The following is a 16,240-nucleotide window of genomic DNA, read 5'->3' as shown; positions in this document are numbered from 1 at the left end:
TACAAGGACACACCAGTGACCCTTCCTCATCGAACTCGTTTCGGTTCCCTGTTTGCCGCCGCTGCTCTCTCCTCAACGCTCATCTGCAATGCTGCGGCATCGTTCGCGCAATCTACGACTCCAAACTCCCACTCGACCGACACACAATCTGATAAGCCTCAAGAGGGCGGCCAGGCGTCAGCAATGGGGGGAGCCAACACCGGTGGAGCCCACCCCGCAGTCCTCGACGAAGAGAAGAGACCCATCACGGCCGGGGGGTTTGTAAAGAGCGGTCCGATCATCTTTCAGGACATCGCCGGAAAAGCCGGACTAACCTCATGGACCCACACCATGGGAACTCCCGAAAAAAAATTCATCATCGAAACCAACGGATCTGGCGTCGGACTTATCGACTATGACAACGACGGCTGGCTCGACATCTATCTCGTCAACGGTTCAACCTACGACGCCATGAGCGGCAAAGCGATACCGCCCCACGCCGCGCTCTTCCACAACAACCACGACGGAACTTTCACCGACGTCGCCGCGAAGGCACACGTCACCAATGACCGCTGGGGAATCGGCGTCGCCATAGCCGACTACGACAACGACGGCTGGCCCGACATCAACGTCACCAACTTCGGCAAGAACCGCCTCTATCACAACAATCACGACGGAACCTTCACTGACGTCGCCGAGAAAGCGGGAGTCACTCTTGGCAACTGGTCCACTGGCGCCACCTGGGGCGACTACGATGGCGACGGCCGGCTGGATCTCTTCGTTCCTGGCTACGTTCACTACGACCTCGCGAATCAGCCCGGATCTGGCGGTAAAGAGGTCTCCTATAGCTTCTGCCAGTTTCGAGGTGAAAAAGTCATGTGCGGCCCGCGAGGCCTCAAGGGAGAACCAGACCATCTCTTCCATAACAACGGCGACGGCACCTTCACGGACGTGAGCGAAAAGGCCGGAGTCTCCGACAAGAACGGCTACTACGGTTTCTCCTCCGTCTTCGTCGATATCAACAACGACGGCAAGCCGGACCTTCTTGTCGCAAACGATTCGACTCCAAATTATCTTTACATCAACAAAGGCGACGGCACCTTCGAAGACGCAAGCTACGCCTCCGGATACGCGCTCAACGAGAATGGCCGCGAAACAGCCTCGATGGGTATCGCAATTGGAGACTATCGAAACAACGGCCTGCTCGATATCTACAACACAACATTTTCGGATGACTACAACCCGCTCTACCGCAACGATGGCGACGCCAACTTCACCGACATCAGCTACCAGATGGGAGTTGCCGAACCTACAATTCCATTCCTGGGATGGGGCACAGCGTTCTTTGACTTCGACAATGATGGATGGAAGGATCTCATCATCGCGAACGGCCACGTCTACCCGCAGGTCGACCACACAACCTGGGGAACCAGCTGGGCGCAACGCCCGCTCCTCTTCCGTAACATCGACGGCAAAAAATTCGACCTCGAACCCGCCGTCGAAGGCACAGCACTCACAAGTCTGTACGTCGGCCGTGGCATGGCCGTCGGAGACCTCTTCAACGACGGCAAACTAGATGTTGTCATCAACGCCTTGGACAGTCACCCCGCACTGCTCCGCAATGTCTCGCGAGACAATCATCATTGGATCGAACTGAAACTGATAGGCGGTCCAAAGAGCCCTCGAGACGCCATCGGCTCCACGGTCTATCTCACCGCGGGAAGCCAGAAACAACGCGGAGACGTAACCTCCGGAGGGAGCTTCGCCTCCACCCACGACCCCCGTGTCCACTTCGGCCTCGGCGACATCGCAACCATCGACTCCGTTGAAGTTCACTGGCCAAGTGGAACCAAAGAAAAGTTCTCAGTCACCAAGGTTGACCAGATCGTCACCCTGACAGAAGGTAAAGGAAGTAGATTCTAACGGCTTCCATCTCCCCGCCACTCAACCTTTCGATTGAGATCTCTACCGACCCGTAGGACGATGGCTAACAGTCTTATCGCTTCAATAGAATTTACGATTGCTATGAAAATGCCTTACAGCCGGGTCGGTCGCATCTTCTTCTGTACCGTGCTGTGCGGCACAATCGCCTCCTTTTTCCTGGCCTTGAAAAGTGATGGCGCTCACGCATCTGATGCCGTCACTACCCCCACGCAACGTGAGGTTTACACCGAATCAGTCAAACAACATTACAACTTCAGATTCGGCGCCGATCAGCCCTTCCTCCCGTCGAATGCAACCACCGACACCGGCCAGTTCATCAACCCCAAAGCCTTCCCCACAGCCAAATACTGCAGTCACTGCCATCAGGAGGCGCACGCCGAATGGCGTCAGTCCGCTCACGCCAACTCCTTTCGCGCCCCCTGGTACATCAGAAACACAAACCTGCTCACCGCGGAAAAGGGCATTGAATACACCCGCCACTGCGAAGGCTGCCACAACCCAATCGCCCTCGTCTCGGGCGCGCTAACCAAAGGCTCACCAGTAAATCGCAAGTTCGACGAAGACGGAATCACCTGCTCCGTCTGCCACTCCATCCAAAAAGTCGACGCTCGCGGCACAGGCAGCTACGTTCTGGCACAGCCCGCCGTTCTGGTCGACGAGAACAATCAACCCATCTACGGCGAGGTCTCCGACAAAGAGATTCTCGCAAATCTCGACCGCCACTCAAAAGCCGTCATGAAGGACTTCTATCGCACCAGCAACTTTTGCGCGGCGTGTCACAAGGCCGCTCTTCCAAAACAACTGAACGACTACAAATGGCAGCGCGCTATCTTCCTCTCCGACGAGTGGCAGCTCTCCTCCTTCGCCAAACAGTCGCCTCTTCCCTTCTATGTCAAAGATCAGGTCTCCACCTGTCAGACCTGCCACATGACCCGCGAAGATCTCACCAGCTCCGACTCGGGCGCCAAGAATGGCAAGCTGGCCTCTCACCGATGGTTAGGCGCTAACACCGTTCTGTCAAAGTTCTACAACTACGATACCCAGATGGAGAAGACCGTAGCCTTCCTCAAAGCAGGCGTCTTCAACGTCGACATCTTCGGCCTCGAGAAAAACGGAGGCAGGATCATCGCTCCTCTCGGCAACGACAGCTTCACCGTCTCCCCCGGAGACCTCCTTACCGCCACCATCATCATTCAGAACAAAGGCATCGCACACAGCCACGTACCCGAGCAGCGCGACATGTACGAGAGCTGGGTCGAATTCGAGGCCAAAGACGCCTCCGGCCACACCCTGATGCACTCCGGCGCGATCCAGCCCAATGGCGACCTCGACCCCCGCGCACACAGCTTCACCAATCGCCTCGTAAACACCAAAGGAACCATCAACGATCTCCACCAGGTCTGGGATAATCGCGTTGTGGCTTACAACAACACCATCGCTTCAGGCCGATCCCAGCTCGTCCGCTACCAATTCAAAGTACCCGCCGACGCAACCGGCCCCCTCACCGTCACCGCATGGGTCAACTATCGCCGATTCGATCAGCACTTCATGGACTTCGGCATGGGCAAACATTACGAGATGCCCGTCGTTGCCATGTCCGAGCGCACGCGCATCTTCACTCTAGGCGATAACCCGCCCGCGGTGGACCCACAGGACAATAAAGTCTGGATGCGATGGAACAACTACGGCATCGCCATGCTGGACGCTCAACAGTACGCGGAGAGCGTCCGCGCGTTCGAGCAGGTCGCCACGCTCCGCACCGACTACGCCGACGCCTTCACCAACATCGCAATCGCCAACTTTCAGTGGGAACGCTACGAGGCCTCCCGCGCCAGCCTCGACAAAGCACTTGCACTCAGCCCTCACAACTCGCGCGCACTGTACTACCTCGCCCTCGTCGAACGGAACCAGGGCCAGGTCGACGAAGCCATCGCTGATCTTCGCGAGGTCATCACAAAATTTCCAAACTCCCGCGACGCACACAGAGAGCTCGGCTTCTCTCTCTATCAACAGCGAAAATATGATGAGGCCCGCGCTGAATACGAGACTCTCCAATCCATCGACCCCGATGATCTCGCCGCCCACTACATTCTCTCCATCGTCTATCGCCGTCTCGGGATGAAAGAAAAAGCTTCACACGAAGCCGCAATGTTCGCCGATCAGAAGGATGATCCCACCGCTAGCACCTACGCGCTCGAGTTCCTGCGTAAACACAACGAAGTCGCATCGGAGACCGTCCCCTGGCACACCCACACCGACCTCGCCCCCGGGCCCGCACACAACGGAACACCTGCTCAATGACTTTGCTGCGGTCAGCGTTTATCCTGGCTCTCGCAGCTTCGTACTATCTGCCAGCATCCGCCGAGTCCGCGAAGCAGCGCGGAGCAGCAATCTTCGTGGATAATGGCTGCCAACACTGCCACACAATACGCAAGGTAGGCGGAATCAAGGGGCCTGATCTTTCCGGAGTAGGACACACACTTAACAAAGCCCAGATCCGAACGCAGATTCTCAAAGGTGGACGTGAGATGCCATCCTTCGCCGACATTCTAAAGGCGACCGAGGTGAACGATCTTGTTGCCTACCTGCACTCGTGTCGCGACAAAAAGCCCAAAGAACCATAAGCTCCGGATCAGGAAGACGTATCATCCGAAGTGAAGCGACTCCGGCCATCATGCTTTCGAACGCATCGAACCTCCGCATGAACTTGCTTTCGCGCCTCCATCTCGTCCTTCGCTCTTCCCTCTTCTGGATGTCATGCGCAATCGCAGCTCTCTCTCTCACCGCCAGCTCCCAAGTCCCTAACAACTTCGGCCATCAATCGTGGTCGACGGAGAACGGCCTCCCTCAAAACAGCGTTCATCAGGTCTTTCAATCCACAGACGGCTTCATTTGGATTGCGACCGAAGGCGGCCTGGCTCGCTTCAACGGCATCGACTTCAAAATCTTCAACCACGAAACCACTCCCGCAATTACCAGCGATGACATCTGCTGCTTTGCGCAAAGTCACACCGGCCCACTCTGGATTGCAACCTCCAACGGCCTCCTCCAATACTCGTCAGGAAAGTTTCACCGCTACACCATCGCGAATGGATTACCAACCGGTCGCATCACCAACCTAGCCGCGGCAGACGACGGCTTAATCCTGATCCTGACGACCGATGGCATCAGCAGCTTTGACGGGAGGCGTTTCTACATCATCCCCCTTCCCTCTTCCGTCGATCCATCTGCAATAGTCACCGCTCAGGACGGCAGTGTCTGGATCGCATCGAACTCTGGAATCTTTCAATATTCCCATGGCCGAGTTCTCCCACAACCGCTAGGCTCAACCTCTACGGCGAAGGATATTGAAGGCATCGGATTCTTCCCCGACCACAGCCTCTGGTTGCGCACCGGGACCAGCATCGCAGTCCTTCGAAGTGACCAAAGCCGAACCCTGTCGATAAGCCACGACCTTCCAGCTTCACGCATACAATCGTTGCTCTCCGACTCGCAAGGGCAACTATGGATAGGAACCAGCAAAGGGCTCTTCATGCTTGACAAAGTCGACAGCCATCCACAGGTCTTACCGGCCCTCGGCTCCAACAGTATCCTCTCTCTCATGCAGGATGAAGAGAGTAATCTCTGGGTGGGAACAGAAACCAGCGGCCTCCAAATCCTGAGGCGCCAAAATTTCCGCACCATTCCCGGCCTCTCCGATCACCCGATCACAGCCATCACTCAGGCAACCGACGGTGCAATATGGCTCGGCTCCAACAGCGACGGCCTCGACCGCTGGCAAGCCGGTAACATTCAACATCTTTACACCCGAACCGGCCTTGTCAGCGAAACCATCCTGGCTTTGGCTCCGGGAGAAGGCGGGAGCATGTGGGTCGGAACGCCCGATGGTCTGAACTATGTCAAGGGCAAGAAAATCCGGACCTACACCTCTGCTGACGGGCTACCTGACGATCTCATTCGGTCTCTTATGAGGGACGATGACGGCTCACTCTGGATCGGCACGCGTCGGGGCCTTGCTCACTGGCAAAACAACCAGTTCATCACTCTAACGCAATCGAACGGTCTCGGAAGCGATCTTGTAGGCGCTCTTCTCAGATCTCACGCCCCCGATCATGATCTTTGGATCGGCACCCTCAATGGACTCTCGCGCCTTCGGGGCGACAACATCACAACCTTCACAAAAAAGGATGGACTCTCTGGCGACACGATCACCTCTCTCGCCGAAGATCCGCACGGCACACTATGGATCGGAACGAAAGGGGCTGGCCTCAGCGTCATGACCACCGCCGGCTTTACACCACTGCGGCGAGACGACCTGCCCCAAACCATCGACTCCATCCTCGAAGACGACCGCGGCAACCTCTGGTTAAGCTCCAGTCGAGGCATCACCCGCGTCTCAGTTTCAGCGCTCATCAAATGCGGTTCGTCTTCAACCTGCGATCCTCATCCGGTCTCTTATGGCCGCGCCGATGGCATGCCAACCGAGGAAGCCATCGGCGTGGGTCATCCCGCTGCATGGAGGACCAAGGAAGGGCTCCTCTGGTTCGCCACCCGCAAAGGGGTCGCCGTCACCGATCCCAGTCACCTCGTAGAAAATCTCATCCCTCCCCCGATCGTCATCGAACGCTTCACTGCAGATGGTATGGACATTCCCCTGACAGGCACCGAACAAAACATCACTCCTGGCCGTACCAGCTTCGCGTTTGAATACGCCGCTCTCAGTTACCTAGCTCCCGCAAAGGTCCGCTATCGTTACATTCTCGATGGCTTCGATAAGCGATGGACCGAAGCCGGTTCCCGCCGCATCGCCTACTATACCAATCTCCCTCCGCGCCACTATCGCTTTCGCGTACAAGCCGCCAACAACGACGGCATATGGAATGAAACCGGAGCGCAGATTGCCTTCTTTGTGCAGCCTCCTTTCTATCGCAGACTCTGGTTTCTCCTGCTGATCCTTAGTCTCGCCGCCGCCGCTGCGCTCCTCCTCTACCGCCTCCGCGTCCGCGTTCTTCAATCACGGTTCCAGGCAGTTCTCGCAGAGCGAACTCGCGTCGCACGAGAAATTCACGACACCCTAGCTCAAAGCTTCGTCGGCGTCTCCGTGCAGCTCGAGCTCATCTCCCAGTTTCTCGCCCACACTCAAACTGACGCAGCGAGCAGACAGATCGACCAGACTCGGGCCTACGTCCGAGAGGGCCTTGCCGAAGCTCGCCGAAGCATCTGGAATCTTCGTGCTATTACCGCGCCAAACAGCTTGCCCACCCGTCTCGCCCACCTGGCTGAACAGTGGAATCAAAAAAAACTCAACGCCCACCTCAACATAACCGGCACTTACCGCCCTCTCCCCCAGCCCTTTGAAGACGAGATCTTCCGCATCGCTCAGGAGTCTTTGGCAAACGCAGCCCGCCACGCAAATGCAACTCAGGTCTCCGCCGATCTTCGCTACGATTCCTCTCGATTAGTATTAAGCATCTCCGACAATGGCAGCGGATTCGATACATCGGAAAGAGCTCCTTCATCAAACGGCCACTTTGGCATCCAGGGCATGCACGAACGCGCGGCTCAGATTCATGCTCAACTAACGATTGAAAGCTCTCCGGCAAACGGCACCATAGTCATGCTCGAAGCGCCCATCACAGAAGGAAAAGAGGCAGCAATCAATGCCTGAACGTATTCGTATCCTGGTAGTGGATGATCATCACGTCGTTCGTCAGGGACTCGTTGCGCTACTCAACATCATCCCCGACATAGAAGTGGTAGGCCAAGCCAGTGACGGCATTCAGGCGATCGAACTCTACCGCACTCTACAACCCGACATCACCCTGATGGATCTGCAGCTTCCAAACCTCGGCGGAGTCGATGCCATTCTGCAGATTCGCGCCGACAATCCCGCCGCAAGATTCATTGTGCTCACCACCTTCGACGGAGACGAAGACATCTTCCGCTCCCTCCAGGCCGGCGCAAAAGCATATCTGCTCAAAGGAATGACCGTCGACGAACTCCTCTCAACCATTCAAGCAGTTCACAGCGGAAGAACCCTCATCTCTCCCGCCATCGCAGAAAAGCTCGCCGAAAGAATGAGCACTCAAGCCCTTACCAACCGCGAACTCAGAGTTCTGGAGCGCATCGTGGCAGGCCGCGCAAACAAGGAGATCGCCTCCGATCTAAAGATCAGCGAAGCTACCGTCAAGTCCCACATCAATAGTCTGCTCGGCAAACTTGGCGTCAGCGATCGCACTCACGCCGCAACCGTCGCTCTCCAACGAGGTATCGTACATCTCAAATGACATCCCACTTGATGAAGTCGTCTCTCTTCGCTCTGTTTCTTATTCTCTTTCCATCATCTTTAGTCGTCGCTCAACCCAAGTCTTCCTGGCGAACAGCGACTCCATCAGAGTTGCAGGCTGTCTTGCCCGCACGCGCTCCAGTGGAAAAAGAGCGAATCGAAACAGAGATGCGCACCGCATCCGGCATCGTTAACTCAAATGGCAAAATCATCGCAGGTGTTGTTCTCATCACTGCCGGTTACTCAGCCGACGGAAAATATTCTCATTTCCTTTTAGTCCAATCACCTATTACCTTCGGAGAAATCTCACTTGCTGCCGGGAACTACGTAATCGGATGGCAACGTAGTGAAGATGCCCTCGTCGTTAGGTTCTATGATGCAGCAACTGGAGAGGAACATGGCGCCGTCACGGCTCATCGTCTAGCGACGGGCTCGCGCGTCGAATCTTTTCGCATCTGGCCCCCCTCCAACAACTCAATTCTTCAGATTGGCCGCTTCGCCATTCCCTACATCCTGGAAAAGCAACCGGCGAAATAACACTTCGTCGAAACCGAAGAGAGACGCCTCGATGCCACTATCGGGAAAGGCTGAATGTACTGGGAAGAAGGTCTTATTCATCTGGCCACTTCGAGCGACCTTCTTCACTTCTGTCTAATGGAAATGGACGGCGATCCCCGTGCTGGCTCCATACGGCCGCAGCGTACCAAACGGAAAATTAAGCCACCACTGATACTCAAAATCCACCAGCCGTACACTGTACCGACTCCTTCCAAGCGCCAGATCAACCCCACCACCAGGAGCAAGCACAAAGTAACTGCCGTCCGCGTAATCGTAAGGAAAATGAAAGCGCCCATCGCCGAGAAGAACCTTACCGTATGCGGTCATCCATCGTCTGCGGTATGGAAATTTCCCTCCGACAAGAAAAGTCGACTGATGCGTACCCACCTCTTCGTTGATGGTAAGAAAACGAACTTCGGCCTCGTAGCTGATCCTCTCCGAACGAGCGTAATCGACGAAGCCAGACCCGCCGCCGAGGTCACGTTTGCCATAGTCTGCCGCAAAGAAAGAGTAGGTCCCGCCAACCATCCACCGCGGCCCCGGTCCCGTAGCGGTCGGCAACGCCTGGGCATAAAGTACCGACGTTGCAGCGGCGAGCAAAAGTAGAACGACAAGCTCCCGCAACACTCTCGAAAAACACTGTGAGCCGCCAGGCCAATCGATCACTGGGTCACCGTCAAAGTCATCGGAGCAGACTGTGTCGCCGTCGTCTTAGCGCCGATGGCAGTTACATTGAAGATGTAGGTCCCGGCAGGAGTGCCATGCACATCGAGTCCGCCGCAGCCGGAGATCGCCATCGCTCCAGTAAAGAGCAATGCGAGCAGAAGTCCACTCAGCATCTTGTTCGCACGTCGTGACCGTACAAGCGACAGCCCGAGGATAAGCCCGCCTGGCAGAAAACAGAGCGCAATTCCGCCGGCCGAGGGCCCGTCCGCTTTTGCAACACTCCCCGCAGTCAGCGGAGAACCGGTATCAATCGTCAGGCTAATCGTCTGGTGGCCGTTCGCATCAAGCGACACTTGATCCGAAGTAAACGTGCAGGTAGCTGCTCGCGGCAGGCCCACACATCCCAGCGACAAGACATCGGTGAAGTTCTGGATCGAAGTCAGCGTCAACTGAATCGTGTTGTGTTGCGTGGTCTTCAACTGCATCGTCGGAGGATTCAAAGCAATCGTGAAGTTGGTCGCCTGAATCACCGTCAAAGACACAGCACTCGACACGGAACCCAAATACTGCGAGTCACCTTGATAGGTAGCGATCGGAGTGTAGGTCCCCAACCCCAGACTGGTAGTCAGTGTAGCTATGCCGGAAGCATTCAGGGTCGCACTGCCAAGCGTTGTGCCCCCCGAACTGAACACCACCGTACCCGATGGCGGAACCGCGGCATCGCCTTGTAATGTCGCCACCAGAGTAAAGGGCTTATTCTCAACGACCGGGCTCGAAGAGATCGTCAGAGTTGCCTTTGAAGTATGCAGCTGCACCACTTCAGTCAGCGCCGGAGAGGTCCCCGGAAAGTTTTGCGCGTCTCCGGCGTAACTTGCAGCCAGCGTGTGCGGCCCGAGTGCAAGCGTCGAAATAGTAAATGTTGCGATCCCCAAACTGCTAACACTCGACGTCCCTAAAATAGCGGACCCATCCGACAACGTAACCAACCCGGTGGGTGGGTTCGTGCTGCTGCCGGTCACCGAAACGGTAAACGTAATCGGGTTGCCAATCAGAGAAGGGCCTGAGCTTGTCCCGCTGATCGTACCCAGGCTGCTAACCGCAGTGAGCGTGACCACGGTGCGCTGTTCGATGTTCTGTAACACGGGATTAGAGGTGCTGGTCAAAGTATCGCTGTCGCCCTGATAGATTGCGAGCAATATATGCTGACCAGCGGCAAGAGAGGATGTCGTAAGAGTTGCAATGCCATTGACCCCAACGGAAGCGGTTCCGACAACCGTGGTCCCGTCTTCGAAGCTAACTGCACCTGTGGGCGCCGCACCCTTTCCAGTCACCTGCGCGGTAAGAATGAGGGGAGCGCCCGCAACCGATGGAGTGCCCGAGGTAGTAAGCACCGTCGTCGTGTTACTGTTCTGCACAGTCTGGACCAGCACCGGACTGCTGCTCGTCTGACTCACGCTGTCGCCGCTGTACGTCGCAACAATCGAGTGTTGTCCGGGACTCAGGGCATTCGTTGTAAATGTCGACGTCCCCGACGCCGCCACAATGCTGGTCCCGAGAACAGCCGTCCCATCACGGAACACGACAGTGCCAGTAACAGGAGAGCCACCACCGCCCGCCACCACGGTCGTGAACGTCACTGAAGTACCCGACAAAGATGGATTGCTGCTCGAAACAAGAGAACTGGCCGTAGGTTGCAGAATCGTCTGGAGCAGAGGTCCCGACGCGCTGCCAGGATGACTCCCATCGCCGTTATACGTCGCAATCAGCGTATGCGCGCCAATCGATAAGTTGGAGACGGTGAGGGTAGCCAGACCGTTCGCGTCGATCCCAGTCGTACCGATTCTGTTAGCTCCGTCCCGGAGGATCACTGTGCCGGTTGGTTGAGCTCCAGTACCGCTCACCGTCATCGCAAATGTAACCGCGTCCCCAAGAAGCGCAGGATTTTTATTGCTGTTGAGCGTGACCGCGCTCGTCGACTGTTGAATTGTCTCGAGAACTCCGGGAGAGGCAGCCGCACTGTTATTGGCATCGCCAATGTATGTCGCTACGATCGTATGTTGTCCCACCGAGAGACCGGAAGTCGAGAAGTTCGCGCTGCCATTCGCTGCAATTGGCGAAGACCCAAGCACTGTCGTGCCATCAGTAAACGTAACGCTGCCGGTCGGAGCAACGGTAGTCCCGCTCAGGTTGGCAGTAAAGACAACCGGAAGCCCGGCTACTGAGGGGTTGCTGCTTGAGACCAGGGTAAGACTCGGTGCACCTTTGTTCACCATGATGGTTTGAGGTGTCGAGGACGAGGCGGCATCATTCGTGTCTCCGCTGTAGCTGGCTGACAGAGTGTGTTGTCCTAGAGAAAGATTCGAGACGGAGAGGCTCGCAGATCCGTTCGCGCTAAGATTCGCAGTCCCGATAACGGTTGTGCCGTCGAGGAACGTCACTAGCCCACCTGGTATACCGCCCGATCCTGTAACCGTGACGGTCAAGGTCTCCGTAGAGTTCACCGTCGAGGTGACCGCGCTGACCGCCATCGAAGTCTGAGTTGTAGCGCGCTGCACCAACTGACTCAGCGTCGACGAGAGCGCTGCATTATTGTTCGTATCTCCACCGTAAGACGCGGTGATCAGGTGCGTGCCAAGAGCCAGACTTGTCGTATTGAATACCGCAACGCCCGCAGCATTCAGCGTGACCGCGGCTAAAGTAGCAGATCCATCATGGAAGGTAACTACTCCGGTCGGCGCTGGTTCCGAGCTCCCAACGGCTGCCGTAAAGGTCACATTGGCGCCGGCACTTACTGGATTCTGACTCGATGCAAGGGCAACACCTGTGACCGGCGAAACGATGTGGGTCAGGCCCGCCGACGTACTGCTCGCATCGTTCGTATCACCAAGATAAACAGCAGTGATAATGTGCTGTCCGACAATCAGCGTCGAGGTGCTCAGCACCGCCGTTCCGTTCGCCGTCAGTGAAGGACTGCCGATCACAGTCGAACCGTCCATAAACTGCACGGTTCCACCCAACGCTCCCGAACTACCAGTCACAGTCGCGGTGAACGTCACCGGAGCGCCCACCGGTGTCGTCGAAGCGCTTGCAGTCAGTGCAGTGGTGGTCGAGGCTTTCACGACAACCTGCGTAATCGCCGGCGACACGCTGGTTCCGTTATACGCATCTCCAGAGTAGTTGGCGGTCAACGAATGAGATCCTACGGTAAGCGAAGACAAAGAGATCGTACCCAGACCGGCGGCGTTGATCGGGCTCGTACCAACTGCGGCCGTGCCATCGTAAAAGGTCACCGAGCCCGTCGGAGCGGACCCATTCCCGGTAACCGTCGCACTCAACGTGATCGGCAACCCCGCAGTTGACGGACTTCCTGAAGTCGAAAGCACGACTCCGGTGGTCGCCTGTTGAACAATCAAAGTCAGAGCAGGCGTCGTTCCAAGATTGTTGTTATCCCCTCCGTAGACGGCAGTGATCGCGTGAGCCCCAGTGGAAAAGGAAGGCACCGTAAAGCTCGCGACACCCTGCGCATTCAGAGCCGCCGTGCCAAGCACCGTCGTGCCATCCATAAACGTCACGACACCCGTAGGAACGCCTCCATTGCTCGTGATCGAAACCGTGAGTGCGTCACTCTTGCCCGCGATAGAAGGGTTGGCAGACGCAATCAGCGTGCCCGACGTGACCGCCTGCTGCACCTTTTGCACGATCGTAGAGGAGATACTTCCAGCATAGATTGACGACCCGCTGTAGATCGCAAGAATCGAGTGTTGTCCAACAGCCAGCGAGTTCAAGGTAATCGTCACAGAACCACCAGTGACCGTCGCCGCACCAAGTGTCGTCCCCCCATCCATAAACGTCACGGTTCCTGTGATCGGGCTTGAGGGTATCGACGACGCCGGTGTGATCGTCGCAGTCAGTTGAATATTCGATCCGGCTGGAGCCGTACTGGCGTTTGAGGTAACTGCCGTCGTAGTGGCAATCTGTTCGATGGTCTCTTGTACCGCCGCAGAAGAGCTCGCGCCATTGTTGGCATCGCCTCCATACACAGCACGAATCGAGTGCGATCCAACGGACAGGGTAGAAAGAGTAAGAGCAGCCGCGCCGTGAATGTCCAAAGTCAGCGTACCCAGAACCGTTGTGCCATCCTGAACCGAAATCGTTCCCGTTGGTGTTACAGAACCGCTCCCTGTCACGCTCGCCGTAAATGTAACAGCAGTCCCAAACGAGACATCCGGGTTGCTGGTAATCAGTGTGGTCGCAGTCGAAGAAGCGACCACAACCTGATTGAGCGTGGGCGACGTACTTGCAATTGAATTTGCATCCCCACTGTAGCTCGCTGTTATGTGATGGGTTCCAACGCTGAGCGTCGACGTACTAAAGCTAGCCGCACCTGCAGCATTCAGATTGACTGTCCCCAGGCGAACTCCCCCGTCGAAAAAAGTCACACTCCCAGTTGGAATTCCCGAGGTTCCCACGACAAGCGCAGCAAAAGTCACACTGACTTGAGGAGACGAAGGATTCAGGCTCGACGTCAGCGAGACGGATGTTCCATCCTTCACAATCTGAGTCACAGACAAAGAAGTACCTGGCGCGGTATTGGAATCGCCCGCATAGCTAGCGGTAATGATGTGTGTCCCGCTCGCGAGAGACTGCGTCGGAAACAGTGCTACCCCCGCACTGTTCAGCGTGGCGGTCCCGATGGTCGTGCTTCCATCCAGAAAAGTAACGATGCCCGTCGGCGTCACTCCGGTACTCGTCACAGCAACGGTAAACGTAACAAGCGCTCCAGTAGCAGACGGAGAGCCGATCGTGTTCAAAGTAATCGTCGAGGGGTCGAGCGTGAGCACCTTGCCGCTCAGCGTCAACGTCTGCGGACTGTTCGGCGAGTCAGACGTAACAGTGATTACTCCCGTCACCGTATTACCGATTGTCGTCGGTGCAAACTGCGCGCCGATGATGCAGTTCAAAGCCGAAGTCATCGCCACGCTGGTCGAGCAGGTTGTGGCGACAGGATCCAGCTGCGTGTTCACCCCGGCATTCAGATCAGAGATGTTGAGCGGAGCGTTTCCATCATTCTCGAGCTCCTCATCCTGTGTGCTCGAGACACGCTGTACCCGGATTGTCGGAAAATTCAAGACTGCGTTGATGCTCTTGACCAGACGTATCCGATTGTGGAACACGTCGCTGACATAAAGATTCCCCGATCCGTCGAGCGCCATTCCATAGGGACCATACATGCCCGCCGCGTTCGCAGGACCACCGTCGCCACTAAAAGACTCCAGATTGCTACCGACGACAGTATCGATCTCACCTGTAACAGCGTTCACCTTACGAACCCTGTTGTTGCCTGCGTCCGCAATGTAAATATTGCCTGCAGCATCGATCGCCGTCGCCGCCGGACTATCCATCACAGCAGCGCTCGCCGCCCCTCCATCGCCAGAAAACCCAGAGGTTCCATTCCCTGCAATCGTCGTAATCGTCCCGTCGAGCGCGACCTTGCGAATGCTGTGGTTGTTCTGATCGGCGATGTAAATTTGACCGTCAGGACCAACCGTCGCACTCCACGGTCCGTTCAGACTCGCACTAACTGCCTGTCCCCCATCGCCTGCGTAAGCCGGCGTATGGTTGCCCGCAAACGCAGAGATGATCCCGGTAGAAAGATTGACGCGTCGGATCACATTGTTTCCGCTATCCGCAATGTAGAGATAGCCATTCACCGGATCGATCGCCACCGAATCTGGCGTATCCAGATGAGCATGAATCGCGAGGGCGCCGTCTCCTGAGTATCCCTGCACCCCCAGTACCCCGGCCACCGTCGTGATCACTCCCGTAGCCGCAGTGACCATACGAATCGCATGATTATTGCTATCGGCAAAGTAGAGATTGCCCGCACCATCTAATGCAACCGAGGTCGGCAGGCTAAGCGAAGCCAGTGTAGCCGGCCCTCCATCGCCGCTATTGCCTGCGCTGCCGTTTCCGGCGTACGTGGACATCAGCTGCGAGCCAGCATCTACTCGCCGAATGCGATTATTGCTCGAATCAGCGATGAACATATTTCCAGCCGGATCGACCGCCACTCCGAACGGAAGAAAGATCGGCGAAGACGTAGCAGGCTGGCCATCTCCACGGTAGATCCATGATTCATCTCCGGCCACCGTGTTGATAATGCCGGGAACAAATAATGCAAGTGGTCCACTTCCCGTCGCCACTAGCCACGTACTTCCCAGCGGCAGTCCAGACGCATCGAACAGAGCCACCGCACCTATATGCTGGCCAGGGTATTTTGGACTGAACGTCACCGGGAAGCTGCACGTCTGACCCACAACGAGCGCGCTTCCCGTCAAACAGGTGCCCGCTCCCGCAATAGCAAAATCAAGATTGGGGACTCCGCCCGTAAGCGCGCTGACCTTGCCGAGCTGGCCACCCGCTGTCACGACAACAGCAACCGTCTGAACAGCGGAGGTACTTCCAATAGCCGTCACCCCGGGCAATGTCACGGGCGAGGCATAGGCGGATGTCACGATGCCACCCAACGCCAGAAGAACAAACATCCCTGCCAACTGCGTCCGCATCCATCGCCTCGACGACTGTAGAGAAGTCCGACGCCGACTTGTTGAGAAACTCAAAAATAACCGCAGGCAGGAAAACTTTGCATCAAATCGAACAGGAGCGAGCATGGTTCACCTCTGAAGCTCAACGGCGGAGATGGAGGTTGTGACGTAGCTCCAAAATAGGGAGAAAAACGCCCGAGACCGCAAATCAGGACACATGGCCCTTTGGTAATCATGAGACCAGCCTGCAGTAACCGAATAT

The 16,240-nt window shown here is 56.5% G+C and carries 8 protein-coding genes; 6 read left to right on the top strand and 2 right to left on the bottom strand.

Features of this window, described 5'->3' with window-relative positions; all coding sequences use genetic code 11:
• The first annotated feature begins 183 nt into the window (after nucleotides 1-183).
• The 6 genes from RBB81_RS08720 to RBB81_RS08695 all read left to right on the top strand — a co-directional run bounded on the left by RBB81_RS08720 (nucleotide 184) and on the right by RBB81_RS08695 (nucleotide 8,746).
• The gene (locus RBB81_RS08720) at nucleotides 184-1,902 is read left to right on the top strand and encodes a CRTAC1 family protein (protein ID WP_353073911.1); all 1,719 of its coding nucleotides are present in this window, start codon (nucleotides 184-186) and stop codon (nucleotides 1,900-1,902) included.
• Between the two features lie 108 nt (nucleotides 1,903-2,010).
• The gene (locus RBB81_RS08715; RefSeq protein WP_353073408.1) at nucleotides 2,011-4,224 is read left to right on the top strand and encodes a tetratricopeptide repeat protein; all 2,214 of its coding nucleotides are present in this window, start codon (nucleotides 2,011-2,013) and stop codon (nucleotides 4,222-4,224) included.
• The gene (locus tag RBB81_RS08710; RefSeq protein WP_353073407.1) at nucleotides 4,221-4,547 is read left to right on the top strand and encodes a c-type cytochrome; all 327 of its coding nucleotides are present in this window, start codon (nucleotides 4,221-4,223) and stop codon (nucleotides 4,545-4,547) included. Before RBB81_RS08715 ends, RBB81_RS08710 begins: the two co-directional genes overlap by 4 nt.
• Before the next feature lie 77 nt (nucleotides 4,548-4,624).
• Nucleotides 4,625-7,591: a sensor histidine kinase gene (locus RBB81_RS08705; RefSeq protein ID WP_353073406.1), complete on the top strand. Its 2,967-nt coding sequence runs from the start codon at nucleotides 4,625-4,627 to the stop codon at nucleotides 7,589-7,591.
• On the top strand, nucleotides 7,584-8,210 hold the full coding sequence (locus RBB81_RS08700) for a response regulator transcription factor (protein ID WP_353073405.1): 627 nt from the start codon (nucleotides 7,584-7,586) through the stop codon (nucleotides 8,208-8,210). Before RBB81_RS08705 ends, RBB81_RS08700 begins: the two co-directional genes overlap by 8 nt.
• A gap of 11 nt (nucleotides 8,211-8,221) precedes the next feature.
• The gene (locus RBB81_RS08695) at nucleotides 8,222-8,746 is read left to right on the top strand and encodes a hypothetical protein (protein ID WP_353073404.1); all 525 of its coding nucleotides are present in this window, start codon (nucleotides 8,222-8,224) and stop codon (nucleotides 8,744-8,746) included.
• 114 nt (nucleotides 8,747-8,860) lie between these two features.
• On the opposite strand, the gene RBB81_RS08690 is transcribed toward RBB81_RS08695, so the two are convergent.
• Entirely contained in the window at nucleotides 8,861-9,433 is a 573-nt protein-coding gene (locus RBB81_RS08690) for a hypothetical protein (RefSeq protein WP_353073403.1), read from the bottom strand.
• On the bottom strand, nucleotides 9,430-15,999 hold the full coding sequence (locus RBB81_RS08685; protein WP_353073402.1) for an Ig-like domain repeat protein: 6,570 nt from the start codon (nucleotides 15,997-15,999) through the stop codon (nucleotides 9,430-9,432). The genes RBB81_RS08690 and RBB81_RS08685 overlap by 4 nt, the downstream gene beginning before the upstream one ends.
• Nucleotides 16,000-16,240 lie beyond the last annotated feature (241 nt).

This window comes from Tunturibacter gelidoferens (genome assembly GCF_040358255.1).
Taxonomy (GTDB): Bacteria; Acidobacteriota; Terriglobia; order Terriglobales; family Acidobacteriaceae; genus Edaphobacter; species Edaphobacter gelidiferens.
Note: the sequence above shows the minus strand (reverse complement) of the source record. Positions and strands in the feature narration are given on the sequence as shown.